The sequence below is a fragment of the Streptomyces sp. NPDC026417 genome, assembly GCF_055567695.1.
Genome location: NZ_JBVHPY010000014.1, coordinates 176,860 through 203,560 on the forward strand (window position 1 = coordinate 176,860; position 26,701 = coordinate 203,560).

The following is a 26,701-nucleotide window of genomic DNA, read 5'->3' on the forward strand; positions in this document are numbered from 1 at the left end:
GGGTCAGCCCGCGGAGTGCGTGAGCAGGTAGTCGATCGCCTGGGTCACGTCGTCCACGCTGTGGTGGGGGACGGCGAGATCGTCCGGCCAGGGCCGTCCGCGGACCCAGACGGGCTGCAGGCCCGCCTTGTAGCCGCCGGCGATGTCGTTCTCCGGGTCGTCGCCGATCATCCAGTCGTCGCGTGACAGCTGCGTGCCGCAGCGGGCCGCCGCCAGCTCGAACAGGCGGGGATCCGGTTTGCGGACGTCGATGTCGCCGCTGGCCGCGATCCCGTCGATCAGGTCGGCGAGGCCGGTGGCGCGGATCTTGGCGCGCTGGATGTCGGAGGGCCCGTTCGTCGCGACGCCGATGGTCCAGGAGGCGGCCCTGAGCCGTGCCAGGCTGTCGAGCACGGCCGGCCGGCACGTGACGGCGGCCGCCATGCGGTCGATGTACGCGCGCCACAGCTCCCCGGCGGTCTCGTCCAGGTTGAAGACCTCGCGGAGGCGGGCGAAGTCCTCCGGGCGTCCCCGGTCGGCCAGGTGCGTGAGCATCCAGTGCTCGACGTCCGGCCCGTACCCGTGGGTCCGAGCCAGCTCGGCCACGGCATCGGCGAACGCGGAACGTCGGTCGACCAGGGTTCCGTCCAGGTCGAAGAGGGCCAGGCGCATGCGGCGACCTTAGCCCGGCGTCCCGCTCCCGCGCCCGGGTGTCTCACCGGCGGGACGGCGCACCGCTCGCCGCCCCGTCGTCGCAAGCCCGTGACGCCGGTCACTGCGGTGCGCGCGGCCGGGGGTGCGGGGCCGGCTCCGGCAGGGCGTGCGGGCGCCCGTCGGCGGCACCGGCGTCGCCCGCGGGTTCGGTCGCCACGAGGATCACCTGGTCCGCGGGATGCCACACGCGCCGCTCGCCCTTGTGGGGGTTGAGGCGGACCCCGTGGTCCGGGGGCAGCGCCCGCCGGTCGTGGCGGCGGTATCCGATGGCGCACTCGCCGCGGTCGCGGGCGGCGGCCACGACGGTCGCGAAGGTGGCCGCACCGTCCGGGCCGACGTAGTGCCCGGCCGGCCGCAGGCAGATCGTGCTGCCGTCGGCCGAGAACAACTCGTCGAAGACGGCGGCCAGATGCCGGTTCTGGGCGATCTGCGCCATGAGCAGGCCGGTCAGTTCGCCGCTGACGATGACGTCGGAGCCCGGATCGAGGGGGGCCAGGGGCCGGTTGCGGTCGTCGGTGAGTTCGGTGACCACCCGCAGCTCACGGCCGGTGCGTTCCTGAAGCAGCCGCAGGGCCAGCAGCGTCACCAGGGTCCGGTCGTCCGGACGGTCGGGGCCGTCCCCCGGGTCCGGCCCGAGGACGACCGTCCCGTCGTACGGGGTGAGGTCGAAGCCGAGCAGGGTCTCGGGGCGCGACAGGGCGGCCGACTGGAACCGGACGGACAGCCGGGCCGCCACCGCCGGGTCCGGCCCGGGCTCCCGCGCCGGAGCGGGTACGGCCCGGTCCGTCACCACGTCCAGCACCGATCTCGGCCGGGCCGTGCGCCGCAACTGGTCCACGACCAGCGGCGCCCGCCGGTTCCAGCCGAGGAGCAGCAGATGCGCGGCGCCGCCGGGCGGCGGCTCCGCCGTCGTGACCGCCGACGGGTCCACGAGGTGACGGCAGTCCTCCGGCTCGGCGGCGCCCTCGTCCCGCGCGAGGACGATCAGGCGGCTCCCCGGAGCCACGACGGTGCCGGCGGGCGGGTTGAGCAGCGTCCGTCCCGCCGGGGTGAGCAGTCCGACCACACAGGCGGTGGCGTGGCCGAGCAGGGCCGCGCCGAACGGGCCCCCGTGGAACGGCGTGGCGTCCGCCAGGTGGAACTCGTCGCCCGCGAAGTCGAGCAGCTCGCGCAGGACGAGCGAGAGGCCGGGGCGGCCGACGCACTGCGCGATCAGCCGGGCCGTGACGGTGTCGGTCTCCAGCACCGTCCCGCGGGGGCCCGCGGCGAGCCGCGCCGCCGCCCGGAACCGGTCGTCCCGGACCGCGGCCAGCACCGGTGGTCCTTCGGTCCCCTCGCCCAGGACCGCCCGGAGCGCCAGCAGGGTGCGCAGGACCTCCGCGTCGGCCGTCGGCTCCCCGGACGGCAGCACCAGCACGGTGCTCGCCGTCCGGGGACTGACCAGCGTGAGGACGCCGGGGTCGCTCGCCGGACCGCTGCGGCAGACCAGCCTCGTGCGGCCGGCCGGGCCGAGCTGCGCGGCCAGCGCCCGCTCCATCTCGGTCTTGTCCCGGTCGGCGAGCAGGACGACGGCCCTGGGCCGGTGCGGAGCCTGCGCGGCGACCAGCTCGGCCACCACCGTGGGCACCTGGTCCGACCAGCCGAGCACGACCGCGTGACCCCGTTCCAGCACCGTCGAGCGGCCGCGGCTCAGCTCGGCAAGCCGCTCGGCCAGGCCGGTGGTGATCACCCCGACGAGGGTCGACACGCACAGCAGGGCGACCAGCCCCAGCACGGCCGACAGCAGCATGCGCAGCGGCGTGCCGCTCACCGCTCCCAGACGCAGGGTTTCCGCGCTGGTCCGCCACACCGCCGTCAGCCGGCCCGACACGGACCGCGGGGAGCCGGGATCGGTCCACACCAGCAGCGCGCTCACCGGGACGACGACGGCCAGACAGCCGACGACCAGCCAGCCCATCAGGGAACCGGTGCTCCTGGCCAGCGTCCGGTCGAACCGGTAGCGCGCCCGGTCCGGCAAGGACACCCGCCGCCCCTCCAGCCGTTTTCCGCCCACTCCCACCCCTCGACTCGTCCGGCATATCCGCTTGGCACAGTGCGGGGTGCGCCCTCGGGACACGCGGCAATCCGGAGCTGATTCATTCTTTCGGGCAGGCGGCACCGTGCAGGCCGCTCCGCGGACGGCCGGGGCCGCCGTCCCTCAGCTGCGGAAGACCAGTGCGAGGCAGGCGCGGAGTGCCTCGGCGGTGGGCGGATGGAGCCGGGCTGCGAGGTACCCGTCGGGCCGTACGAGGAAGGCGGTCGGCGCCTGGGCCGCGAAGCCGCGGGCGAACTCGCCCCGTACGTCCCGGTACACGGGCAGCGGACCCGCGTCGGCCGCGGCGTCGGCCGCCGGGGCGACGGCACATGTCTCCACCCTGCCGCGCGTCGACTCGGCCGCCGCCAGGGCGAGTTCCTCGAAGTCCTCGCCCGGCGCACCGGCCCCGTACAGCAGCAGGACGTGCGCGCGGTCGCGGAGCACGTCGTACAGCCGCTGCGGCGTCGTCGCGATCCGGCCGACCAGCCCGCCGCAGTCCGGGACCCGGTCGCCGGGCTGCGGACCGGCACCGTCCAGGGCGGGGTCCGGCGGGCCCACGACGGGGCTGTCGCGGTAGCCGACGAGCAGCTGCGCCTCGCGCAGCATCAGCGTCGCCGGGTCGTCCGGATCGGCCTGGACGCCCTCGGCGGCATGGCGCACGGTGCGCCCGACGACCTCCTCGCCGACCGGGCGGCGCTCGGCGTCGTAGCTGGCGAGCAGGGCCGGACCGGCGGCCCCCTCGACCGCGAGAGCGATCTTCCAGGCGAGGTTGTACGCGTCCTGGATGCCGGTGTTCATGCCCTGGGCGCCGGTGGGCGGGTGGATGTGGGCGGCGTCGCCGGCGACGAAGACGCGGCCCTCGCCGTACCGGTCCACGATCCGGTGGCTGATGCGGAACACCGAGGACCAGCGGAGGGCGGAGGCGGTCACCGGCTGCGGCGACAGCCGGTCGAGCACCTTCTGGACGTCGGGGAGTGCGGGCCCCTGCCCGGTGCCCAGTCCGTGCAGCACCGCGTCCCCGCCGGTATCCCCGCCGGCGGTCTGCGGGGCCCCGGAGAGCTCCGGCGGGACCGTGGTCGACATCCGGTACCGGCCCCGGCCGGGCAGCGGGATGCACACGAGGAGGTCGTCGATCGTGCCGTCCGCACCCCGGTGCACGGCGCGCACGCCGTAGCCGGGCGGCAGGTCCCAGTCGACCTCCACGTCGGCCAGCATGTACGTGTCGGGGAAGGCTCCGCCCTCGAAGGTGAGGCCGAGCCCCTTGCGGACGACGCTGTGCGCCCCGTCGCAGCCCACCAGGTAGCGGCACCGGATCTCCTCCTCGTGGGTCACCGCCGCCGCGGCTCCGACCGGACCGGAGGCGGTGACGAGGCGGGCGGTCACGCCGTCCTCGTCCTGTCGGAACCCCACGAGTTCCGTGCCCCGCTCGACGCGGGTGCCGAACCGGGCCGCGAACTCCTCGAGGATCCGCTCCGTCTCGTACTGCGGCAGCGCGGCGAAGCCGTACGGCACCTCGGGCGGCAGCACCAGGTCGAAGCCGGGCTGCTCGGCGCCGTTCACGTACAGCAGCTGCCCGCGCATCGGGACCGCCGCCTCCAGCGCCGGTCTGACGAGACCCATCCGGTCCCAGATCTCCAGGGTGCGGGGCTGGATGCCCACGGCCTTGGCGTACGGCAGCCGGGCCGGCAGCCGGTCGACGAGGCGGACCCCGATGCCGCGCCGCCGCAGCGCACCCGCCGCGGTGAGCCCGACCGGACCGGCGCCCACGACCAGGACGTCGGTGCTGGTGTCGTTGCGTGGCATGGACGCCTCCTGATCCGGAACTCCCGCTGATCCGCCCCCGTACCTCCCCGTCCATGGTCGGTCGCGGGGCGCGGCCGTGCATCCGCTCGGCCCGCCGTGCCGTCGCGGGTGCGGGGGAGGAAAATACGGTGCTCCCGACGGGTCCGGTTCCCTACACTCGCCCCACACCGTGCGCGGCACACCGTCGCAGCACGCCGTGACGAACGAGGGGAGCCGGCCGTGCGTTGCTGCACCGCTGTCGTCGTCCCCCGGTCACGCTACGAGGTGATCCTCGTGTCCTCGTCCGTCCGGTGCCCGCTGCGCGGCCGGTACCGGATGTTCCCGAAGGACGTCTGAACCCTGCACATCTGACGGTGCGTCACTCGGCGTGAAACCCTCCGCGGGCCCGCGCCGGGCTCGCCGGGCCCCGAACCCGGGCCGTCCGCGGGTGATGCCGTCCGGGAATCGCGCCCGCCCTTCTTCCGCAACGCTCCGAAAGGCCCGGGCCGTGCGTACCGACCTGCACCGTCATCCCGTCAACCCGCTTGCCGCCGTCCGCAATCTGGGCATCCTCGCCCATGTCGACGCCGGCAAGACCACCGTCACCGAGCGGATCCTGTATCTCACCGGGACCACCCACAAGCGCGGTGAGGTCCACGACGGGACGACCGTCACCGACTTCGACTCCCAGGAACGCGACCGGGGCATCACCATCTTCGCCGCGTCCGTGAGCTGTGACTGGGACGCCCACCGCATCAACCTGATCGACACCCCTGGGCACGTCGACTTCTCCGACGAGGTGACGCGCTCGCTGCGCGTGCTCGACGGCGCGATCGCCGTGTTCGACGCCGTCGCGGGTGTCGAGCCGCAGAGCGAGGCCGTGTGGCGGCAGGCCGACCGGTACGGCGTGCCGCGGATCGCCTTCGTCAACAAGCTGGACCGGGCCGGTGCCGACCTCGACTCGGCGGTCGGGTCGATCCGCGAACTGCTCCATCCCGCCCCGCTGGTCGTCCAGTTGCCGATCGGCGCGGAGGACGGCTTCACCGGTGTCGTCGATCTCGTCCGGATGCGGTCCTCGGTCTGGCCCGACGGCGGCGGCGCCGTGGAGGAGGGGCCCGTGCCGGACGCGCTGCGCGACGAGGCGCTGCGCCGTCGCCGGCTGCTGGAGGAGGCGGTGGCGGAGCTGCACCCCCGGGCGCTGGAGGAGTTCTGCACGAGCTCCACGGTCTCCGCGGACACGATGCGGTCCGCGCTGCGCGACCTGACCCGCAGTGGTGACGGGGTGGTCGTGCTGTGCGGCTCGGCCTACCGCAACCGCGGGATCGAACCGCTGCTGGACGCCGTGGTGGCCTATCTGCCCTCGCCGCTCGACGTACCCGCGGCGCGCGGCACCTGGGAGGGCACGGAACAGGAACGGGCGGCCGACCCGGAGGCGCCGCTCGCGGCACTGGCGTTCAAGGTCGACGCCACGGCGCGGGGACGGCTGACCTTCATCCGTGTGTACTCGGGAACGATCCGGAAGGGAGAGACGGTGTGGAACGCGAGCACGGGGCGCACCGAGCGCGTCGGCCGGGTCCTGCGCGTGCAGGCGGACCGCCATGCCCAGCTGGGCACCGCGGTGGCCGGTGACATCGTCGCGGTGATCGGCCCGAAGTCGGCCCGGGCCGGTTCGACCCTGTGCGCGGCCGGGGCTCCGCTGGTGCTCGAACCGCCGGCCGTGGCCGACCCGGTGGTCTCGACGGCGGTCGAGGCCTGCGCGAGCACGGACACGGACCGCCTGTCGGCGGCGCTGGCGCGGCTGGTGGAGGAGGACCCCTCGCTGGTCCTCAGGACCGACCCGGAGACCGGCCAGACGACGTTGTCGGGCATGGGCGAGCTGCATCTGGAGGTGGCCGTGGAGAAGATCCGCCGGGCGCACGGTCTGGACGTCCGGGTGGGCCGGCCGCGGGTGGCCCTCAGGGAGAGCGTCGTACGCGGGGTCGGCGGCCTGGTGTACCGGCACGTCAAACAGGAAGGCGGCGCCGGTCAGTTCGCCCATGTCGTCCTCGACGTGGAACCGCTGGAGGCCGCCCCCGACGGCGAGGGCGGCGCCACGGGCTTCGCGTTCCGGTCGGCCGTCGTCGGCGGCCGGGTGCCGCAGGAGTACGTCCGCGCGGTGGAGGCCGGCTGCCGGGACGCGCTCGCGGAGGGACCGCTGGGCGGCCATCCGGTGACGGGGCTGCGCGTGGTGCTGACCGACGGGGCGACGCATCCGAAGGACTCCTCGGAGATGGCGTTCCGGGCCGCCGGCCGGTTCGCCCTCCGGGAGGCCCTGCGCGCGAGCACGATGGTGCTGCTGGAACCGGTGGCCGACGTCACGGTCACCGTGCCCGGCGACGCCGTGGGCGGTGTACTCGGCGACCTGGCCGCACGCCGGGGCCGGGTCACGGGCTCCACCACGCGCGGGGGAGCGGCGGTGCTCACCGCCACCGTGCCGCTGGCCGAGCTGTTCGGCTACGCGACGCGGCTGCGCAGCCGGACGCAGGGCCGCGGGGTCTTCACCACCCGGCCCGCGGGATACGCCCCGGCCCCCGGCCCGGCGTCCCGCCCGAGCCCGGCCCGCTGACCCGACGACGGTCCCGCCCGACCGGGCGGGCGGGACCGTCCGGGCGGGCGGGACCGTCCGGGCGGAGGAGAGGCGGAGGGCGCGCGGGCCGAGGCGGAGGGGCCGGCGACCGGGGCGGCAGGCGCGGGGGCGACGCATGTGCGGGCCGGAGTTCCCCGGGCCCCGGCCGTCTCAGCGCTTCCGGAACGCCGTCCTGCTCTGCTGGACGCGCAGGGCCTCCAGAGTGTCCCGCTGCCGCTCCGCGCGCTCCAGCAGCACGTCGAGCTGCCGCGGGTCCAGCCGGTCGTCGCTCTCCGCGAGCAGGCGCAGCAGCCGCCAGGCCGCCGCCTTGCCCTCCACCCCGAGCCGCAGCACCTCCAGCTCCAGCAGGGAACTGAGCGGGGAACGCCGTACGAGACGGCCGTTGGTCTTGAGGCGGCCCACCCGCTCGCCCAGCCGGCCCGCGAGGACCTTGTACCGCCGCACGGGGACGTCGAGCCGCTCCATGAGGCCGAGCAGGGCGGCCCGGTCCTCGGCGATCTCCGCCGCGATCGGTTCGACGGCGGTGCCGGTCGCCGAGCCCTTCAGCGACGCGACCATGTACCGGGCGCGCTCGGCCCCCGCGGTGGCACCGCTGAGATGGTCGTTGAGGTAGATGCCGAGCAGGTCCGTGCGGGTGGTCCGGCGGTCCGTGCCGACGGCGCGCAGGGGTGCACTGTTGGTGGTCATGGGCGACGGGTACCCGGGTCGTGCGGGACGACCCGGGGCGCGCCCCGGCACCTGCCGCGCCCCGTGAGCCGCGGGCACGGGCGGGGGCCCAGGCGGGTCGTCCCCGGACCTGCGGGAGAACGGGGCCGGCGAGGAGCCGGGCGCGGCAGGGCCGACCGCGCGCCCCCCCCCGCGCGGCCGGGACCCGCGGCACGTACAACCCGGCGCTCCGTTCGCGGGTCCGGACCGGCGTGAGCCGTGCCTGTGCCGAGCGCGCCCGATCGTCCCCCTGGCGCGGGTCCGGCTGTTCGGTCCGGCCTTCGGGGCGGGCGCCGCCGCCCCCGGTCTGCGGGACGCGGTCGAGCTGACGGCCTTCGCCGCGCGGTTGGCCAAGGCCGACGACGACGTCGAGTGTGTCCGGCTCCGGTGGTGGGCCCTCGTGACGGTGGCTCGCGGTCGGGTGGTCCGTCCTGGGGCTGGTCCTCGTGGCCGATCCGGTCCCCGCGGACTCGGCCTGGGCCCGGTGTGCCGCCTTCGCCCTGGGCACGGGGGCCGCCGTGGCGGCGTTCACGGCGGTCACCCGGCTCCCCGGAGGCGCCGCCCGCGCCCGACGGCGACGCCGGCCCGTGGGCGCAGGCGCCGCCCTCAGGCGGCGGCGAGGACCTCGTCGGCGATCTTCCGGTCGAGGGCCGAGCGGACCAACGCGGCGGCCAGGACGGCCGGTTCGGCGTCCCCGGCGAGTGCGACGAGCCGGCCGGGCTCCTCCGGAAGGCCGAGCCGGCGCGCGCCCGACAGCGCCTTGCCGTCGAGATACGGCGCCGCCTCGGGCCAGACGCGCTGTGCCTCGCGCAGGAAGATGTCCGCACCCGCGGGCCCGATCCCGGGTATCTCCCGCAGGAGTCCCCGCAGTCGGGAGAGATCCCCGTCCGCCTCGTCCCGCATGCGGCGCAGGTCGCCTCCCCAACGCTCCGTCAGCAACCGCGCCCCGTCGCCGAGTTGGGTGGCCGTGCGCTCGTCGTACCGCCGGTAGCCGCCGGCGCCCAGCGCGTCGACCCGCTCCTGCCAGTCCGCGTCGGCCATGCGGCGGGCATCGCCCAGTCCCGCGTCGTACAGCGCACGGGCACTCGCCACGGCGACGGAGGCGCGGATCCGCGCGCTCAGCAGGCAGGCCAGAACCAGGGTGCGGTACAGCGGCTGCGGGGTGTTCCGCAGCGCGATGCCCGCCTCGTCGGCGTAGGTGCGGCCGTACGAGGCGAGGAGTTCCTCGGTCACGCGTCGCTGCCTGTTGGTCATGGCTCACCTCACTGCGGCGGCCTGAGCGAGTCGTGGCCCAGGGTCATCAGCCGGTGGCGCCGCCGCTCGTCGTCGGCCACGGGCTCCTTCTCCGCGTCCGTCTCGGCGGTGACGGTGTCCACCACCTCGTACATGACGCGGACGTCGTCCTCGGTGAGGTCCGTGCGCCGCTTCTGCAGGATCGCGAGCACGTGCTGTCCGGTGGGCGTGCCCGCGTGCTCCGGCAGCGGCTCGGCGTTCTCGTCGGCGTCGCGGACCCGCAGCCACGCTGCCAGCTCCTGCGACGTCATGTTCACCACGCGATGGAATTCGTCCCACAGGGCGTCGAGTTCGAGGGCGTCGGTCATGTGCGGGTCCTTCCGTTGCTGCCCGTCTCCGTGCGCGGTCCCGGCCGCCGCCGGTCCCCGGTCGGACCTGGCGGTACGTGCCGTTCCCCACGCGCGGGTGCCCAGGACGGATGGGCGGAAACCGGCGGTGGCCGCCACCGGGCTCGAGCGGCCGCGCGGGCGTTCCCGGGAGGTCTTCCCAGCGGGCGGGGCGGCGGTCTATAGTCCAAAACTAGCAGTGCTAATTAATGTGGTGCCCGTCATAGTCCGGTGTCCGTCAGGAGTCCTGTCGTGCGTCCCGTCCACTTCGCCGCCGCCCGCCGCACGCCCATCGGCAAGCTGCGCGGAGCCCTCTCCGCCGTACGCCCCGACGACCTCGCCGCGGCCGTGCTCCGTGCCCTCGTCGCCGACACGCCCGCCCTCGACCCGGCCCGGATCGACGACGTCTACTGGGGCGCCGCCAACCAGGCGGGCGAGGACAACCGCAACGTCGCCCGCATGGCCGCCCTGCTCGCCGGACTGCCCGAGAGCGTGCCCGGCGCCACCGTGAACCGGCTGTGCGCCTCCGGCCTGGAGGCCGTCACCACGGCGGCCCGGACGATCGCCGCGGGCGAGGCCGACATCGTGCTCGCCGGCGGCTCGGAATCCATGAGCCGCGCGCCGTTCGTCCTGCCGCGCCCCGACGAGGCCCTGCCGCACCGGATCGAGACCGTCGACACCCGGCTCGGCTGGCGCCTGGTCAACCCGGCGATGAAGGACCTGCACGGCGTGCTGTCCATGGGCGAGACCGCCGAGGAGGTCGCCGAGCGCCACGGCATCCCGCGCGAACGCCAGGACGACTTCGCGCTGCGCAGCCACCGGCAGGCCGCGGACGCCCGCAAGAACGGGTACTTCGACGCCGAGCTGCTGCCGGTGACCCGGCCGGACGGCGTCGTCGTCGACGCCGACGAATGCGTCCGCGAGGACACCTCGTACGAGAAGCTCGCCCGGCTCAAGCCGGTGTTCCGTCCCGGCGGCACGGTCACCGCGGGCAACGCCTCACCGATGAACGACGGCGCCGCCGGACTCCTCCTGGTCAGCGAGGACGCACTCCACGAGCTGGGGCTCACCTCCCTCGGGCGGTACGTCGCCGGGGCCTCGGCGGGCGTCCACCCCGACGTCATGGGCATCGGACCCGTGCCCGCCACCGAGAAGGCGCTCGCCCGCGTCGGCTGGACGATCGACGACATCGCGGAGGCCGAGTTCAACGAGGCGTTCGCCGCCCAGGCCCTCGCCTGCGTGGACCGGCTCGGCATCGACCCCGAACTCGTCAATCCGACGGGCGGCGCCATCGCGCTCGGCCACCCGCTGGGATGCTCGGGTGCCCGCATCCTCACCACCCTGCTCCACCGCATGCGACGCACCGGCGCGGCACGCGGCCTGGCCACGATGTGCGTCGGCGTCGGGCAGGGCAGCGCGGTCCTCGTCGAGCGGGCCTGAGAGCCTTCGCCGACGACACCGCAGAACGACCTGGTCCAGAGCCGCACCAGCACGGAAACGGAGTACTCCTCCATGGCAACCCTGTCCCTCGCCGCGATCCTCGCCGAGAACGCCCGGCGCCGCCCCGACCGGACGGCGCTCGTCGAGGGCGATCTGCGCCTCACCTTCGCCGAGGTGTGGCAGCGCGCCCTCGCCCAGGCCGGCGCCCTGGCCGGACTCGGTGTGCGGCCCGGGGACCGGGTGGCGCTGATGGCGCCCAACACCGCCGAGTTCCCGCAGGCCTACTACGCGATCGCGGCGGCGGGTGGCGTGGTCGTCCCCGTCCATCTGCTGCTGTCCGCCACCGAGGTCGAGCACGTCCTCAGGGACAGCGGCGCGACCCTGCTGCTGTGTCACCCGGCGCAGGCGCAGACCGGGACGGCGGCCGCAGACGCCACGGACGTCCGGGTCGTCACCCTCGGCACCGAGTTCGAGCGGCTCGCAGCGGACGCCGAGCCGCTGCCCTCGTACGTCACCCGGCAGGCCGACGACCCCGCCGTCGTCTTCTACACCAGCGGCACCACCGGCGTCCCCAAGGGGGCCGTGCTGAGCCACTTCAACCTGGTGATGAACGCGACGGTCAACGCCTTCGACGCCAATGACATCCGGCCCGACGACATCGCCCTCGGCGCACTCCCGCTGTTCCACGCCTTCGGCCAGACCGTCTCGATGAACTCCACCTGGCGCGCGGGCGCGACCCTCGTCCTGCTGCCGCGCTTCGACGCGGCCCGCGCCGTCGAGCTGATGGTCAAGGAGGGCGTGAACACCTTCCACGGCGTGCCGACGATGTTCGTCGCGCTGGCCGCGGCCGCGGCCTCCCTGGACGCCCTCCCCGACCTGCGTGTGTGCATCTCCGGCGGCGCGTCGCTGCCCGTCGCCGTCCTGGAGCGCTTCGAGGCGGCCTTCGGCGCGACGGTCTACGAGGGGTACGGGCTGTCGGAGACCTCGCCGACCGCGACCGTGAACCAGCCCCTGTTCGGCACCAAGCCCGGCACCATCGGGCACCCCCTGTGGGGTGTGGACGTCGAGATCGCCCGGGCCGAGGTGGAGGGACGCGTCGAACTGCTGCCCCCGGGGGAGCTGGGCGAGGTCGTCATCCGCGGCCACAACGTCTTCTCCGGCTACCTGGGGCGGCCCGAGGCGACCGCCGAGGCCCTCGTCGACGGCTGGTTCCGCACCGGCGACCTCGGCACCAAGGACGAGGAGGGCTTCCTGCGGATCGTCGACCGCAAGAAGGACGTCATCATCCGCGGCGGCTTCAACGTCTACCCGCGGGAGGTCGAGGAGGTGCTGATGCGCCACCCCGGCGTCGCCCAGGTCGCGGTCATCGGCCTGCCGGACGAACTGCACGGCGAGGAGGTGTGCGCGGTCGTCGTCCGCGCGCCGGGAGCCGCCCCGGACGCCTCGGACATCACCGAGTGGTCCAAGAAGCACCTGGGTCGCCACAAGTACCCGCGGCGGGTGGAGTTCGCCGACGAACTGCCGCTCGGGCCCAGCATGAAGGTCCTGAAGCGGGAGCTGCGGGTGCAGTACGCGGGCTGAGCGAGGCCGCAGGGGCCACCTGGCGAGACGGTCCTGACGCGGCAAGATCGGTGCGCCTAGCATCGGTCCCCGCATGAACACGATGACCCTCTGGCACATATCCCTCTGGGAGTTCGCCGCCCTCGCCGCGGCGGCCCTGCTCGTCGGCTTCTCGAAGACCGCGGTGAGCGGGGCCAACACGGTCAGCCTCGCCGTCTTCGCCGCCGTCCTGCCGGCCCGCGCCTCCACCGGCGTGCTGCTGCCCGTCCTGATCGTCGGCGACGTCCTGGCCGTCCTCACCTACCGGCGGCACGCCCACTGGCCCACGCTGTGGCGGCTGTTCCCCGCGGTCGCCGCGGGTGTCGTCCTCGGCACGCTGTTCCTGCTGTGGGCCGACGACGGCATCGTCCGCACGTCCATCGGCGCGATCCTGCTGTTCATGGCGGCGGTCACGCTGTGGCGCCGCCGGACCGCCGGGACGGACGAGGAACCGGACGCGGTCGCCACGCGGACGGGGCGGACCAAGGCGCGCTCGTACGGGGTGCTCGGCGGCTTCACCACGATGGTCGCCAACGCGGGCGGCCCCGTGATGTCGATGTACCTGCTGTCCGCGGGCTTCCGCAAACTCGGCTTCCTCGGCACCTCCGCCTTCTTCTTCCTCGTCGTCAACGTGTCCAAGGTGCCCTTCAGCGTGGGGCTGGGCCTGATCGACGGGACGTCGCTGCTGCTCGACGCGGCGCTCGCGCTCTTCGTGCTGCCGGGCGCCCTGCTCGGCACCTGGGCCGTGCACCGCATCAACCAGCGCCTGTTCGAGCGGCTCGTGATCGCCGCGACGGTCCTCGGCGGGGTCCAGTTGCTGCTGCGCTGACGGGCCCGCACCGGGCCCGTGCCGCGCCACCCGACCTGGCGGACCGCCGCCCGCGCCGTCCCCGTACGCTCGACGCCATGTCCCGGCACATCCTGGTCCTCGGCGGTACGACCGAGGCGCGCGAGCTCGCCGCCCGCCTGGCGGAGCGCCCTGATGTCCGGGTGACCACCTCGCTCGCCGGGCGCGTGTCCCGGCCGGGCGCGCTCGAAGGGGACGTGCGCATCGGGGGGTTCGGCGGCGCGGACGGTCTTGCCGCCTGGCTGCGCGAGCACCGGGCGGACGCCCTGGTCGACGCCACCCACCCCTTCGCCGCGGGCATCACCGCGAACGCGGTGCGGGCGGCCGCCGCGGCCGGGGTGCCGGCCGTGGTCCTGCGCCGCCCCGGCTGGCGGCCCGGCCCCGGCGACCGCTGGCATCCCGTCGCCTCCCTGGACGCCGCCGCCGAGGTGCTGCCCCGGCTCGGCAGCCGGGTCTTCCTCACCACGGGCCGGCTCGGCCTCGCGGCCTTCGCGGAGCTGACCGCACTCGACTTCCTCGTCCGCTCGGTCGAGCCCCCGGAGCCGCCGATGCCGCCCCGTACGCGCGTGCTGCTGGCCCGCGGCCCGTTCACGGTGTCCGGCGAGAAGGCCCTGCTGAGCGGAGACCGCATCGACGTCCTGGTGACGAAGGACAGCGGGGGAGAGGCGACCTCGGCGAAGCTCACGGCCGCCCGCGAACTGGGCCTTCCGGTCGTCGTCGTGCGCCGCCCGGCCCTGCCCGACGGGGTGTCGGCCGTCCCGGACGCGGAGGCGGTACTGGACCGGCTGGACCTCGGCACGCGGTGACGGACCCCGGCGTGCGGCGGCCGCCCCGGGCGCACCCCGGACGCCGGTCGCTCAGTCCGGCGCGGGGGCGGCCGTGAGGGCCCGGGCCCTCACGGGCAGACCGCTCCCCAGGTCCTCGGCGAGCAGCCGTTTGGCGATGCTGTCGACGGCGGCCCGCAGGTCCGCGCCCGAGGACGGCCGATGTCCTGTTCCACCCGCGCGGCCAGCCACGCGCCCCACGCTCCGCTGACGACCTCCGCCTCGCGGCGCCCCGCCTCGGTGTGCGAGAAGAGCGAGTCGTGACGGGTGAGGTACCCCGGGGCGGCGGACGGCGCGGATTCCTGCGTGATCGTCACGAGGCCACCCTCACACCGGGGCGGCACGGGTGCATGCGGGGACGATCCGCCCGGGTGCCTACTCCCGCGGGTGCCTGCGCAGCAGGTAGGTGTCCATGATCCAGCCCTTGCGCTCCCGGGCCTCGGCGCGCAGACGCTCGATCCGGGGTGCCGTCTCGGCCAGCGGCCCCGAGGCGAGGATCTCGTCCGGGGTGCCGATGTAGGCGCCCCAGTAGATGTCGATGTCCTGGTCGGCGTACGCCCGGAAGGCCTGGTGGGCGTCGAGCATCACCACGACGTCGTCGACCTCCTCGGGGAAGCCCTCCGAAAGCCGCCGTCCCGTGGTGATCTGGACGGGCCGGGCGACCCGGTTCAGTCCGGTGCGGTGCCTCGCGACGAGCGCCGAGACGCTGCTGATGCCGGGCACCACGTCGTACGTGAACGTCACCGCGCCCCGGTCGAGGATCTCCTCCAGGATGCCGAGCGTGCTGTCGTACAGGGCGGGGTCGCCCCACACCAGGAAGGCACCGCTCTCGTCCTCGTCCAGCTCGTCGGCGATCAGGCGCTCGTAGATCTCCGCGCGGGCACTGCGCCAGTCACCCACGGCGGGGGAGTACGCGGCGCCCCCGGCCGTCCGGTCGCGGTCCGGGTCGCGTGCCTCGGCCAGCCGGTACGTCCCCTCCGGCACATGTGCGTCGAGGATGTCACGGCGCAGCTGGACGAGGTCGGACTTCACCTCGCCCTTGTCCAGGATGAAGAACACGTCCGTGCTCCGCAGCGCCTTGACCGCCTGCAGGGTGAGCTGCTCGGGGTCGCCCGCCCCGATACCGATGACATGAATCTTTCGCACGCCCCGAGTCTGCCGCACGCCCCCGGCGCCCGGCGCACCGCGTCCGCGGTACGGGATCCGCCCGCCTCGCGGGCACTGCCCGCCCCGGGGCGGCTCCGCCTCACTCCCGGCCGGTGCGGCTCCGCCGCTACGCGGTTCCGGCCAGCCGCGGCGCGCACTCCCCGGCGTCCACCGCCTGCCCGTCCCGCTCCACGGCCTGCGCCAACCGCCGCGCCCAGTCGGCGAGTTCCGGCAGGTCCACACCGTATGGCCGGGTCCGGCCGGAGTCGGCGCCCCACTGCTCGACGGCCCCGGCACCGCGACGCAGCAGCCGGACGCCGCCCGTCCTGTTCCCGCGGGCCGCGTGGGTGAGCCCCACCGCGAGCTGGGCCAGCCCGCGCCACAGGGCACGCTCGTCCTCGGGGCCGGACTTCCAGGCGTCCTCGAAGACCTCGTGCGCGTGGAACGGCTTCCCCGCGTCCAGCAGGGCCTGCGCCTCGGCGATCGTCTCCGCCGGGTCGCGCACGATCCCCTCCGGCTGCCGCTCGACCCCGTCCGCGCCGTACGGGAGGGGGCGGCCCAGCCCGTCCCGGGGCCGGGCACTGCGGGCCCGTCCCTCCGTGTCCCGGTCGCGCCCGTCGTCCGTCCGCCCCGCAGAAGTCCCGGTCATCCTCCGATTGTCCCGCCCGGGACCCGGCACCGCCCTCGCGCCCCCTTCGGACCAGCTCCCGACGTGCGGTAAAGTTCTGTTCGCGCCGTCTCGCGGGTCATCGCGGAAGGCGCACCGGGACGTGGCGCAGCTTGGTAGCGCACTTGACTGGGGGTCAAGGGGTCGCAGGTTCAAATCCTGTCGTCCCGACGGTTGTGACCAGCGGGTTTGCCGATACGGCAGGCCCGCTGGTCTGCTTTTGCGGGGCGTGCGACGAGCCGGTGACGGGCGCCCGCGCCGCCTCTTCCGCGGCGTGGCCCGAAACCGTGCGTGGGGTGCCGCCGGCCGGGAAAACGCTTGGACCGCGCCCTCGCCCTCGCGCGACACTTCGGTTCCCGGCCTGCCCGAGCACGCGTGTCGGCCTCACGACGCCGACCGCGATGCCGTCGTCGCGCCCCGCACCGCCGGAGGCCGACCCGGGTGGGCCGCACGCCGACACGGGGGGTGGGATGGGACGGTCGAAGTCACGCGAGGTGCCACCCGGAAAAGGGGCGGTGTTCCTCGCACTCCGTTTCTACGGACGGGAGTTGGCCCGCCTGCGCCGGCTCGCCGTACCCGCCATGCTGCTGCCGGCGCTCGGCAACATCGGCATCAACTACCTCGCGCCGCTCGTGGTCGCGAAGCTGGTGGGCCGCATCGCCGGCGACAGCGGTGCCGGGCTCGGCGCGACGCTGCCGTACGTGCTCGGCTTCGCGGGGATCCTGCTGCTCGCGGAGCTGCTGTGGCGTCTCGGGCTGCACTGCCTGAACCGGCTGGACGCCCTCGGCATCGAGCACCTGTACGTCGTCGGCATGGACGAGCTGTTCGCCAAGGACGCCGCCTTCTTCCACGACAACTTCGCCGGATCGCTGACCAAACGGGTGCTGAGCTTCGCCTCCCGCTTCGAGGAGGCGGTCGACACCCTCACGTTCTCGGTCCTGGGCAGTCTCGTGCCGCTGGTCTTCGGGTCGGTGGTGCTCTGGCGCTATGAACCGCTGCTCGTGGTCGGCCTCCTCGTGATGATCGCGGTGACGGCCCTGTGCGTGGCGCCCCTCATCCGGCGCCGCCAGGCGCTCGTCGACCAGCGGGAGGAGGCGATCGCCCGGGTCTCCGGCCACGTGGCGGACAGCCTGATGAACATGGACACGGTGCGGGCCTTCGCCGCCGAGGAGGGCGAGGCCGCCGAGCACCGGTCCCGGGTCGCGGAGTCACGACGGCTCACGCTCAGGTCGTGGGACTACGGCAACCTGCGCATCGACACCCTCGTCGCGCCGATGTCGGTCCTGACGAACGCGCTCGGCCTGCTGCTCGCGGTGGCACTCGGCGGCGGCAGGCTCGGGGTGGAGGCGGTGGTGGTCGCCTTCATGTACTACACCAACGCGACCCGGATCATGTTCGAGTTCAACCAGATCTACCGGCGTCTGGAGAGCTCGATGACCGAGGCCGCGCAGTTCACCGAGCTGCTGCTCACGGCACCCACCGTGCTCGACCCGCCCTGCCCGGAGCCGCTGCTGCCGGGGCCCGCCGACGTCCGCTTCGAGGGGGTGGCGTTCGCCCACGCCGGCGCCGGGCCGCTGTTCGACGGCCTCGACCTGGCCGTGCCCAGCGGTACGAAGGTGGGGCTGGTCGGCCGGTCCGGCGGAGGGAAGACCACGCTCACCCGGCTGCTGCTGCGGATGACGGACGTCGACGGCGGCCGCATCCTGATCGGCGGGCAGGACATCAGCGGGCTGCGCCAGGCCGACCTGCGCAGTCTGATCGCCTATGTCCCGCAGGACCCGGCGATGTTCCACCGCACGCTGCGGGCCAACATCGCCTTCGCCCGGCCGGACGCCACGGACGCCGAGGTGCGCCGCGCCGCCGAGGCGGCCCACGTCACCGAGTTCGCCGACGCGCTGCCGGAGGGCTTCGACACCATGGTCGGCGAGCGGGGCGTCAAGCTCTCCGGCGGCCAGCGTCAGCGGGTCGCGCTGGCCCGGGCGATCCTGCGCGACGCGCCGGTGCTGCTGCTCGACGAGGCGACCAGCGCTCTGGACTCCGAGAGCGAGCTGCTCGTGCAGGAGGCGCTGTGGCGGCTCATGGAGGGGCGGACGGCACTGGTGGTGGCCCACCGGCTCAGCACGGTCGCGGGCATGGACCGGCTCGTCGTCCTCGACCGCGGACGGATCGTCGAGCAGGGCACCCACCAGGAGCTGCTCGCCGGGGACGGCACCTACGCGAAGCTGTGGCAGCACCAGTCGGGCGGGTTCCTCGACGACACCCCCGCGGGGGCCGATCTGCTCTGAACACGAGCCGGCCGGACGGCGCCCGCGCGGCCCCGACCGGGAGGGACACCAAGGGAGTGGCCCGCCTCACATCGGGGGAGTGGGCCGCTTCACATGGCGCGGAGCGGGCAGGGCCGACACCATGGTGCGCGTCACCGGCAGGCTGAAGGGATCCCGAATGTTCCGCAAGGTGCTGGTCGCCAACCGAGGTGAAATCGCGATTCGCGCGTTCCGCGCCGGCTATGAGCTGGGCGCGCGGACCGTGGCCGTCTTCCCGCACGAGGACCGCAATTCACTGCACCGGTTGAAGGCCGACGAGGCCTACGAGATCGGCGAGCCGGGACACCCGGTGCGGGCGTATCTCTCCGTCGAGGAGATCGTCCGCGCCGCCCGCCGGGCCGGAGCGGACGCGGTCTATCCGGGCTACGGATTCCTGTCCGAGAACCCCGACCTGGCGCGCGCGTGCGAGGAGGCCGGCATCACCTTCGTCGGCCCGGGCACCGAGACGCTCGAACTGACCGGCAACAAGGCCCGCGCCGTGGCCGCCGCCCGCGCGGCCGGCGTACCGGTGCTCGGCTCCTCGGCGCCCTCCACCGACGTGGACGAGCTCGTCCGCGCCGCCGAGGACGTCGGCTTCCCGGTGTTCGTCAAGGCCGTCGCGGGCGGTGGCGGGCGCGGCATGCGCCGCGTCGAGGACCCGGCCCAGCTGCGCGAGTCCATCGAGGCGGCATCGCGCGAGGCGGCCTCCGCGTTCGGCGACCCGACGGTCTTCCTGGAGAAGGCCGTCGTCGAGCCCCGTCACATCGAGGTGCAGATCCTCGCCGACGGCGAGGGCAACGTCATCCACCTCTTCGAGCGTGACTGCTCGGTGCAGCGCCGCCACCAGAAGGTCATCGAGATGGCCCCCGCGCCGAACCTCGACCCGGCGCTGCGCGAGCGGATCTGCTCCGACGCCGTCCGGTTCGCCCGGGAGATCGGCTACCGCAACGCGGGCACCGTGGAGTTCCTCCTCGACCGCGACGGCAACCACGTCTTCATCGAGATGAACCCGCGCATCCAGGTCGAGCACACGGTGACCGAGGAGGTCACCGACGTCGACCTCGTCCAGGCCCAGCTGCGCATCGCCGCTGGCGAGACGCTGGCCGACCTCGGTCTCTCCCAGGAGACCGTCACCCTCCACGGCGCGGCCCTGCAGTGCCGTATCACCACCGAGGACCCGGCCAACGGATTCCGCCCGGACACCGGCCGGATCAGCGCCTACCGCTCGCCCGGCGGCTCCGGCATCCGGCTGGACGGCGGCACCACCCACGCCGGCACGGAGATCAGCGCGCACTTCGACTCGATGCTGGTCAAGCTCACCTGCCGGGGCCGTGACTTCCCGACCGCGATCGGCCGGGCCCGGCGGGCCGTGGCCGAGTTCCGCATCCGCGGTGTGGCCACGAACATCCCGTTCCTGCAGGCCGTGCTCGACGACCCCGACTTCCGGGCGGGGCGGGTCACCACGTCGTTCATCGAGCAGCGGCCGCACCTGCTCACGGCACGCCACTCCGCCGACCGCGGCACCAAGCTGCTCACCTACCTCGCCGACGTCACCGTGAACAAGCCGCACGGCGAACGCCCCGAGCTGATCGACCCCGCGGCCAAGATCCCGCCGGTGCCGGCCGCGGAACCGCCCGCCGGCTCCCGGCAGCGGCTCGTCGAACTGGGCCCGGAGGGCTTCGCCCGGTGGCTGCGGGCGTCACCGACCATCGGCGTCACCGACACCACGTTCCGCGACGCCCACCAGTCGCTGCTCGCCACCCGCGTCCGCACCAAGGACATGCTCGCCGTCGCCCCCGTGGTGGCGCGGACCCTGCCCGAGCTGCTGTCCCTGGAGTGCTGGGGCGGTGCCACCTACGACGTCGCGCTCCGCTTCCTCGCCGAGGACCCCTGGGAGCGGTTGGCGGCCCTGCGCGAGGCCGTGCCGAACATCTGTCTGCAGATGCTGCTGCGAGGCCGCAACACCGTCGGCTACACGCCGTACCCGACGGAGGTGACCGACGCCTTCGTGCAGGAGGCCGCCGCCACCGGCATCGACATCTTCCGGATCTTCGACGCGCTGAACGACGTGGGTCAGATGCGGCCCGCCATCGACGCGGTGCGGGAGACCGGGACCGCCGTCGCCGAGGTCGCGCTGTGCTACACCTCCGACCTGTCCGATCCGTCCGAGCGGCTGTACACCCTGGACTACTACCTCCGCCTGGCCGAGCAGATCGTCGAGGCGGGCGCCCACGTCCTGGCGGTCAAGGACATGGCGGGACTGCTGAGGGCCCCGGCCGCCGCGACCCTCGTGTCGGCGCTGCGGCGCGAGTTCGACCTGCCGGTGCACATCCACACCCACGACACCGCCGGCGGCCAGCTCGCCACCTACCTCGCCGCCGTCCAGGCCGGGGCGGACGCGGTCGACGGCGCGGTGGCATCGATGGCGGGGACCACCTCGCAGCCCTCGCTGTCCGGCATCGTCGCCGCGACCGACTACTCCGAGCGGCCCACCGGGCTGAGCCTGAAGGCCGTGGGCGACCTGGAGCCGTACTGGGAGAGCGTCCGCAGGATCTACGCGCCCTTCGAGGCGGGCCTGGCCTCGCCGACCGGCCGCGTCTACCACCACGAGATCCCCGGTGGTCAGCTGTCCAACCTGCGCACGCAGGCCGTCGCGCTGGGCCTCGGCGACCGGTTCGAGGACATCGAGGCGATGTACGCCGCCGCCGACCGGATCCTCGGGCACCTGGTGAAGGTCACCCCCTCGTCGAAGGTGGTCGGCGACCTCGCGCTGCACCTGGTGGGCGCCGGTGTCGCGCCGGAGGACTTCGAGGCCGCCCCGAACCGGTTCGACATCCCCGACTCCGTCATCGGCTTCCTCCGCGGCGAGCTGGGCAACCCGCCCGGCGGCTGGCCGGAGCCGTTCCGCACCCGGGCCCTGGAGGGCCGGGCCGCTCCGAAGCCGCAGCAGGAGCTGACCGCGGACGACCGCACCGGGCTGGCGAAGGACCGGCGCTCGACGCTGAACCGGCTGCTGTTCCCCGGCCCGACCCGCGAGTTCGAGACGCATCGCCAGACCTACGGCGACACCAGCGTGCTGGACAGCAAGGACTTCTTCTACGGGCTGCGCCCGGGCAAGGAGTACGCCGTCGACCTGGAACCGGGTGTCCGCCTGCTCATCGAGCTGGAGGCCGTGGGCGAGGCCGACGAGCGCGGCATGCGCACCGTGATGTCCGCCCTGAACGGCCAGTTGCGGCCGATCCAGGTGCGCGACACCGCCGTGTCGTCCGACATCCCGGCGACGGAGAAGGCCGACCGGGCCAACGCCGGCCACGTCGCCGCGCCGTTCGCCGGAGTGGTGACCCTGGCGGTCGCCGAGGGCGACGAGGTGGAGGCCGGTGCCACGGTGGCCACCATCGAGGCGATGAAGATGGAGGCCTCCGTCACCGCCTCGAAGACGGGCACGGTGTCGCGGCTGGCCATCAACAAAATCCAGCAGGTGGAGGGCGGCGATCTGCTCGTCGAGATCGTCTGAGGCACCGGGTCCCCGTGCCGCGCCGGTCCTGCACCGGCCCGGCAACGGGGACCCGGCATGCCGCGCGGCGGCCGTGCACAGGCGCGGCGGGCTGTTCCCACGCGCGGCGTGCCGGCCGTTCAGAGGGTGGTGCGTGCCGTGAGCCAGTCCTCGTCGGACCAGACCGCGGTCGGCGGGAGGCGCCCCGCGTAGCCCGGGTCCTTCTCGACCCGCGCCCGGACGCTCGCGTGCACGTGGGCGTCCGGGGGCAGCCGGCGGCGCCGGTACGTGAGCAGCGCCCAGACCCAGCCCATCCGGTGCACCGTGCCGAGGGCGTCCTCCGGCACCAGCGCCACTTCGCGGGCGTACGCCCCGGGCCTCAGCCGCAGCCCTGCTTCCAGGGCGCCGTCCACGACCCACTTGAGGGCGACCGTGGCGAGCCGGGGATCGTCGTCGAAGGTTCCGCCGACATCGGAGTGCACGCCGGCGAACCACACCTGCTCGACCGGCGCCGCGGGTGCGGAACGCCTCCGCTCGCCCGGCCTGACGAGGTATTCGCGGTAGGGCCTGCGCTTCTCGTCGATGGACATGGCGTGGCGGACGCGGCGGACGGCGGGCGCCTGCCGGGTGTACGGCCACCGCACGTTCCAGCGCAGCACACCGGCGGCCTTCACCGAGTCCCAGATCCCCAGGTACTCGACGGGGATGCCGACCCGGCCCTCGACCGCGTTGCTGAAAGCGCCCGCGAAATGGTGCAGTTGGTCCCAGTCCTCGGCGGTCCAGTCCTTGTTCCTCGCGTACACGGAGACGGCGTACGGAACGAGGTTCTCCATGCCGGGGCGCAGCAGGCCGACCGCCCTGAGCATGCCGGTGAGCGCACGGGCGGTGTAGGCGCCGCGGCTGAAGCCGAACACGTAGATGCGGTCGCCCGGCTCGTAATGCCTCATCAAGTACGTGTACGCCTCGGCCAGGTTGTCCCTCATCCCGGCCCCGAAGGCCAGGCCGAGGAGCTTCGACAGGCGGCGGCCGACGGGAGTCCAGGTGCCCGGGGCGGAGAACGTGCCGACGCCCGGGTCGTAGTAGGCGATCTGCCGGGCGGGGACGGCGAGGTCCAGCATCTCGTAGAGCCGGACGACGTTGGTGTTCCCTTTCGCCTTCAACTGGTTGCCCGTGCCGTCCAGGCAGACGACGAGATTCTTGGCCATGTCGGGCCTCGCGTTCCCTGACGGAGACGATCGCCGGTGGTCGGGGAAGCCTCGGTGGGCATACCGGGACACATCTGACGTACAGGAATATAGTAAAAGAAATGCTGCCTGCGGGCATGCTCCGGCACAGTGGGGTTCCGGAGGATCCATGGCCGGTTCGGTGATCCACCTCGACGCGAGTGCCGACTCCCCGCGCACCCACGCCCTGGTCGTCGGCGTCGGGAAGTACCCCCACCTCGCCGGCGGCGAGACCCCGGTCGCGGACCCCGACGGCATGCGGCAGCTCAGCTCACCGCCGCTGTCCGCCCGGGCCCTGGCGACCTGGCTGCTCGCCGAGTACCACGACCGGGAGCGGCCGCTGGGCAGTCTGGCCCTGCTCCTGAGCGAGGACGCGCCCGCGCCGTTCGTGAACCCGCGCACCGGCGAGTCCCGCGCCGTCGACGTCGCCACCATCGACAACATCTGCGCGGCGGTCACCCGGTGGTACGACCGGGGGGACAGCCACGTCGACAACCGCCTCGTCTTCTATTTCTGCGGGCACGGCGTCTCGCAGGGCGACGACATGGCGCTGCTCGCCGCCGACATCTTCGCCGACCGGCACAACCCGCTCAACGGCGCGCTGGACTTCGCGGGACTGATGAACGGACTCAAGCGCTGCAAGGCGGCCCAGCAGGTGTTCTTCGTCGACGCCTGCCGGTCCAACTCCGACGTGCTGATCGAGAGTTCGGGCACCCGGTTCGCCGGTCGGCTCCCCCTGGGCGCGGGTACCCGCCCGCTCGACCTGCCCCGGCGGTTCCACATCCCGTACTACGCCACCCTGTCCGGGGACCGGTCGCACGCCCGGCCCGGGCAGGTCAGCCTGTTCACCGAGGCGCTGCTGCGGAGTCTCGCCGGGGCCGCGAGCGACGACCCCGAGGGCGAGTGGCGCGTCAACACCTCCCATCTGCTGGAGGCCATCGACCACTTCATGCACCAGCCGCAGTTCGCCGGAGCGGTCGCCGGCGTCCAGGTGCCCTCGGTCGGTGAACTGCCCGTCTTCGTCCTGCACGAACTTCCCGGCCCGCCGGTCGTCCCGGTGTACGTGAGCTGCGCGTCCGCCCAGGACAACGCCGCCGCGGAGTTCGTCTGCCGCGAGGCGGGCTGCGAGCGTCTGCGGCGCGCCCCGGGGGAGGGCGGCGGAGCGGACCCGGCGAGTGAATGGGCCATCGAACTGCGCTTCGGCGACTACGACTTCGAGGCCAGGCTGGGCGACCGGGACGTACAGCGCAAGTCCGTCACCGTCCGACCCGTCTTCCGCCGTGTGCAGCTGGTGAAGCAATGAGTACCGGCCTGAGCGTGAGTGTCGCGCTGAGCCTGCACGAGACGGACCTGCCCGACGGGGCCCGGGTCGTCGGCAACATCTTCGCGGCGGACGGCGGGGCCACCCACCGCAACGTGCTGTTCCCCTGCGGTACTTCGGGGCCGCCGGCCCGCTACGAGGTCGCTCCGGGCCACTACGTCGTCTCCGCCCGGCTGCCCTCGGGAGTCGTCCTGTCCAAGGACGCCCAGGTCCGGGAGGGCGCCCACACCGTCGTCACGCTCTGCACCGCCGGTTCGCCCTACGAGTCGCACTCCTGGCAGTACCTCATGGGCAACATCGAGTCCTACGGCGCGTACCACGACGGCGAGCCGGTGCCGGTGCCCCGGTCCCAGGGCTCGCGGTCCGGGGTCTGGGAGTGGGACTCCGTCGTCGAACCCGGCCACGCGGCCTGGATCGGCGACCCGAAACCGGAGAGCCGGCACTTCGCGACCATGCTTCCGCTGGCCGACGGACAGGTGCGGCGCTCCGCCGTGTTCGAACTCGCCCGCTCCTCGCCCCACTCCGTCGCCAGCCTCGACCTCGGCGACGAGGCGGCCCGGCTCTACCGGTTCGGACCGCACGGCCCGCTCGACGAGGACGGCAGCCCCACCATGGACGAGCCCACCGGCCCGTGCCAGTTCCTCGTCGTCTGCCTGGCAGGCAACGAGTACGTCGTCACGCTGCCGGCACCCTGGGGGGCCGCGCAGATCGAGGTCCTGGTCAACGAACGCCAGAGTCCCACCGGCAGCGCCGTCTCCGTGACCGTCCGCGACAGCCGGGTGGGGCCCGCCCTGGGGTACATGGCACGCGGAGCCTTCGACGCGGCGGCGACGCTCGTGCGCGACGCGGAGGCCATGCTCTACGACCGGATCACCAATCCGCTCGCGGCCGTGGCGGGCGCGTACGTCCTGGTCGGCAGTGAGCTGACGGACCAGCCGCACCGCTGGGACCCGTGGCTCGACCGGCTGCGGCACGAGTTCGACTGGATGAGCGACGGTTCCGTGCTGTGGGCGATGCGGCATCTGCGCCGGGCCCACAGCGAGACCGAGCGGGCGGCGGCCCGCGGCGCCCTAGTGGAGGCCTTCGACCGCGGCGTCCCCCTCTTCACCCTGGGCCTGAGCCGCCTCATCCACGGCCTCTCCGAGTTCCCGGACGACCCCGCGTGCGCCGACCGGCTCGACCGGGCCCGCCGGCTGTCGTGGCGGGTCGACACCCGGGAGCCGTTCGTGATCGTCGCCCTGCGCAGGAGGTCGCCGTGATCCGCTTCACCATGCTGCCCGGCGAGGACGGCGACTGCCTGCTCCTGGAGTACGGGGACGACACCTTCGTCCGCCGGATCCTGGTCGACGGCGGCCGCGCCCGCACCTATCCGCGCATCAAGTCCACACTCGCCGGCCTCGACGGACTGATCGACGTCCTCGTGGTCACCCATGTCGACCAGGACCACATCCTGGGAGTCCTCGCCCTGCTCGACGACCCCGACCGCACCGTCGAGTTCGCGGACGTGTGGTTCAACGGCTTCGACCACCTCCTCGACGCCGAGGGATTCGGTGCCCGGGACGGCGAGAGGCTCACCAGTACTTTGCTCGGGCAGCGCATGCCGTGGAACGACGCCTTCGGCGGACGCAGCGTCGAGGTCGGGCGCCCGCTCGCCTGGTTCGACGACGGGTCCGCGATCGAGGTGCTCTCACCCGACCGCGGCCGGCTGGAGCGACTGGCCCCGCTGTGGACCGCGGAATGCGCCAGGCACGGCCTCATCCCGGGCCGGGACCCGGAGGAGAACCCCCCGGTGCCGGACTTCGAGCACTTCGGCCCCGTGAACGTGGAGCAGCTCGCCGCCTCCCCGTTCCGCGCCGACGCCTCGCCCACGAACGCCACCAGCATCGGCCTGCTCTTCGAGTTCGAGGACCGGCGCATCGTCCTCACCGGCGACGCCGACGACGGGCGGCTGGTGGAGTCGATCCGGCCGCGCGCCGAGGCGGCGGGCGGCCGGCTGCACCTGGACGCCCTGAAGGTCGCCCACCACGGCAGCGGCCACAACCTGTCGAACGACCTGCTCGGGCTGATCGACTGCGACCGCTACCTGATCTCGACCAGCGGCGCCCGGCACCACCACCCCGACGAGACCGCCGTCGCCCGGATCCTCCGGCACGGCGGCGCCGAGAAAGAGCTGGTCTTCAACTACCGTGACCGCGCGGCCACTTGGGACGACCCCGCACTCCGCGACCACTTCGGCTACACGGTGACGGTCCCGGCGCCCGGTGCCGAGGACGGGTTCGCCGGCTTCGAACTCTGAGGGCCGCGCGGCACCGCCTCCACGGCTCGGGCTATCCTGTGCG

Annotated in this window: 19 protein-coding genes, 1 tRNA gene and 1 pseudogene; 11 read left to right on the forward strand and 10 right to left on the reverse strand. The window is 73.9% G+C overall.

Going from position 1 to position 26,701, the window contains the following annotated elements:
• Positions 1-3: 3 nt before the first annotated feature.
• The 3 genes from ACZ4NT_RS22715 to ACZ4NT_RS22725 form a co-directional block, all read right to left on the reverse strand.
• Positions 4-651, reverse strand: a complete 648-nt coding sequence (locus ACZ4NT_RS22715; RefSeq protein WP_467727202.1) for an HAD family hydrolase — start codon at positions 649-651, stop codon at positions 4-6.
• A 100-nt stretch (positions 652-751) separates the two neighbouring features.
• Positions 752-2,731, reverse strand: a complete 1,980-nt coding sequence (locus ACZ4NT_RS22720; RefSeq protein ID WP_467727281.1) for a CASTOR/POLLUX-related putative ion channel — start codon at positions 2,729-2,731, stop codon at positions 752-754.
• Between the two features lie 159 nt (positions 2,732-2,890).
• Positions 2,891-4,570, reverse strand: a complete 1,680-nt coding sequence (locus ACZ4NT_RS22725; protein WP_467727203.1) for an FAD-dependent monooxygenase — start codon at positions 4,568-4,570, stop codon at positions 2,891-2,893.
• A 487-nt stretch (positions 4,571-5,057) separates the two neighbouring features.
• Between ACZ4NT_RS22725 and fusA the strand changes: the two genes are divergently transcribed.
• A complete protein-coding gene (gene fusA, locus ACZ4NT_RS22730; RefSeq protein ID WP_467727205.1) occupies positions 5,058-7,154 on the forward strand; it encodes an elongation factor G in 2,097 nt (698 codons plus the stop codon).
• A gap of 171 nt (positions 7,155-7,325) precedes the next feature.
• On the opposite strand, the gene ACZ4NT_RS22735 is transcribed toward fusA, so the two are convergent.
• The 3 genes from ACZ4NT_RS22735 to ACZ4NT_RS22745 form a co-directional block, all read right to left on the reverse strand.
• Entirely contained in the window at positions 7,326-7,862 is a 537-nt protein-coding gene (locus tag ACZ4NT_RS22735) for a hypothetical protein (RefSeq protein ID WP_121407300.1), read from the reverse strand.
• A 624-nt stretch (positions 7,863-8,486) separates the two neighbouring features.
• Positions 8,487-9,134, reverse strand: a complete 648-nt coding sequence (locus ACZ4NT_RS22740) for an HhH-GDP family DNA glycosylase (RefSeq protein WP_467727207.1) — start codon at positions 9,132-9,134, stop codon at positions 8,487-8,489.
• An 8-nt stretch (positions 9,135-9,142) separates the two neighbouring features.
• Positions 9,143-9,481: a DUF3140 domain-containing protein gene (locus ACZ4NT_RS22745; protein ID WP_121407302.1), complete on the reverse strand. Its 339-nt coding sequence runs from the start codon at positions 9,479-9,481 to the stop codon at positions 9,143-9,145.
• A gap of 270 nt (positions 9,482-9,751) precedes the next feature.
• Here ACZ4NT_RS22745 and ACZ4NT_RS22750 point away from each other — a divergent pair, with 270 nt between their 5' ends.
• The 4 genes from ACZ4NT_RS22750 to ACZ4NT_RS22765 all read left to right on the forward strand — a co-directional run bounded on the left by ACZ4NT_RS22750 (position 9,752) and on the right by ACZ4NT_RS22765 (position 14,191).
• Positions 9,752-10,939: a thiolase family protein gene (locus ACZ4NT_RS22750; RefSeq protein ID WP_467727209.1), complete on the forward strand. Its 1,188-nt coding sequence runs from the start codon at positions 9,752-9,754 to the stop codon at positions 10,937-10,939.
• A gap of 72 nt (positions 10,940-11,011) precedes the next feature.
• Positions 11,012-12,520, forward strand: coding sequence for a long-chain-fatty-acid--CoA ligase (locus ACZ4NT_RS22755; protein WP_467727211.1), 1,509 nt, complete (start codon positions 11,012-11,014; stop codon positions 12,518-12,520).
• 73 nt (positions 12,521-12,593) lie between these two features.
• The gene (locus tag ACZ4NT_RS22760; RefSeq protein ID WP_121407305.1) at positions 12,594-13,367 is read left to right on the forward strand and encodes a sulfite exporter TauE/SafE family protein; all 774 of its coding nucleotides are present in this window, start codon (positions 12,594-12,596) and stop codon (positions 13,365-13,367) included.
• Between the two features lie 77 nt (positions 13,368-13,444).
• Entirely contained in the window at positions 13,445-14,191 is a 747-nt protein-coding gene (locus ACZ4NT_RS22765; protein WP_121407306.1) for a cobalt-precorrin-6A reductase, read from the forward strand.
• A 51-nt stretch (positions 14,192-14,242) separates the two neighbouring features.
• Here the strand turns inward: ACZ4NT_RS22765 and ACZ4NT_RS22770 are convergent.
• From ACZ4NT_RS22770 to ACZ4NT_RS22780, 3 genes and pseudogenes are all read right to left on the reverse strand, one after another.
• Positions 14,243-14,487: pseudogene (locus ACZ4NT_RS22770) on the reverse strand (MFS transporter); the annotation flags it as partial.
• Positions 14,488-14,584: 97 nt separating this feature from the next.
• Complete coding sequence (gene cobF, locus ACZ4NT_RS22775; protein WP_467727214.1) at positions 14,585-15,355, reverse strand: precorrin-6A synthase (deacetylating); 771 nt, start codon at positions 15,353-15,355, stop codon at positions 14,585-14,587.
• A 127-nt stretch (positions 15,356-15,482) separates the two neighbouring features.
• The gene (locus ACZ4NT_RS22780; RefSeq protein WP_121407307.1) at positions 15,483-16,004 is read right to left on the reverse strand and encodes a DUF309 domain-containing protein; all 522 of its coding nucleotides are present in this window, start codon (positions 16,002-16,004) and stop codon (positions 15,483-15,485) included.
• 115 nt (positions 16,005-16,119) lie between these two features.
• On the opposite strand from ACZ4NT_RS22780, the gene ACZ4NT_RS22785 reads away from it, so the two are divergent.
• The 3 genes from ACZ4NT_RS22785 to ACZ4NT_RS22795 all read left to right on the forward strand — a co-directional run bounded on the left by ACZ4NT_RS22785 (position 16,120) and on the right by ACZ4NT_RS22795 (position 21,839).
• Positions 16,120-16,193, forward strand: a tRNA-Pro gene (locus ACZ4NT_RS22785).
• Positions 16,194-16,492: 299 nt separating this feature from the next.
• Positions 16,493-18,307 (forward strand): ABC transporter ATP-binding protein, encoded by a 1,815-nt coding sequence (locus ACZ4NT_RS22790; RefSeq protein WP_467727216.1) that lies wholly within the window; start codon positions 16,493-16,495, stop codon positions 18,305-18,307.
• Between the two features lie 157 nt (positions 18,308-18,464).
• Complete coding sequence (locus ACZ4NT_RS22795) at positions 18,465-21,839, forward strand: pyruvate carboxylase (protein WP_121407309.1); 3,375 nt, start codon at positions 18,465-18,467, stop codon at positions 21,837-21,839.
• 119 nt (positions 21,840-21,958) lie between these two features.
• Here the strand turns inward: ACZ4NT_RS22795 and ACZ4NT_RS22800 are convergent, their stop codons facing one another.
• Positions 21,959-23,023, reverse strand: coding sequence for a T6SS phospholipase effector Tle1-like catalytic domain-containing protein (locus ACZ4NT_RS22800; RefSeq protein ID WP_121407310.1), 1,065 nt, complete (start codon positions 23,021-23,023; stop codon positions 21,959-21,961).
• 148 nt (positions 23,024-23,171) lie between these two features.
• On the opposite strand from ACZ4NT_RS22800, the gene ACZ4NT_RS22805 reads away from it, so the two are divergent.
• The 3 genes from ACZ4NT_RS22805 to ACZ4NT_RS22815 are packed head-to-tail and all read left to right on the forward strand — an operon-like array spanning position 23,172 to position 26,658.
• Entirely contained in the window at positions 23,172-24,344 is a 1,173-nt protein-coding gene (locus tag ACZ4NT_RS22805; protein WP_467727219.1) for a caspase family protein, read from the forward strand.
• On the forward strand, positions 24,341-25,621 hold the full coding sequence (locus ACZ4NT_RS22810) for a hypothetical protein (protein WP_467727221.1): 1,281 nt from the start codon (positions 24,341-24,343) through the stop codon (positions 25,619-25,621). Before ACZ4NT_RS22805 ends, ACZ4NT_RS22810 begins: the two co-directional genes overlap by 4 nt.
• Positions 25,618-26,658, forward strand: coding sequence for a ComEC/Rec2 family competence protein (locus ACZ4NT_RS22815; RefSeq protein ID WP_467727223.1), 1,041 nt, complete (start codon positions 25,618-25,620; stop codon positions 26,656-26,658). The genes ACZ4NT_RS22810 and ACZ4NT_RS22815 overlap by 4 nt, the downstream gene beginning before the upstream one ends.
• Positions 26,659-26,701 lie beyond the last annotated feature (43 nt).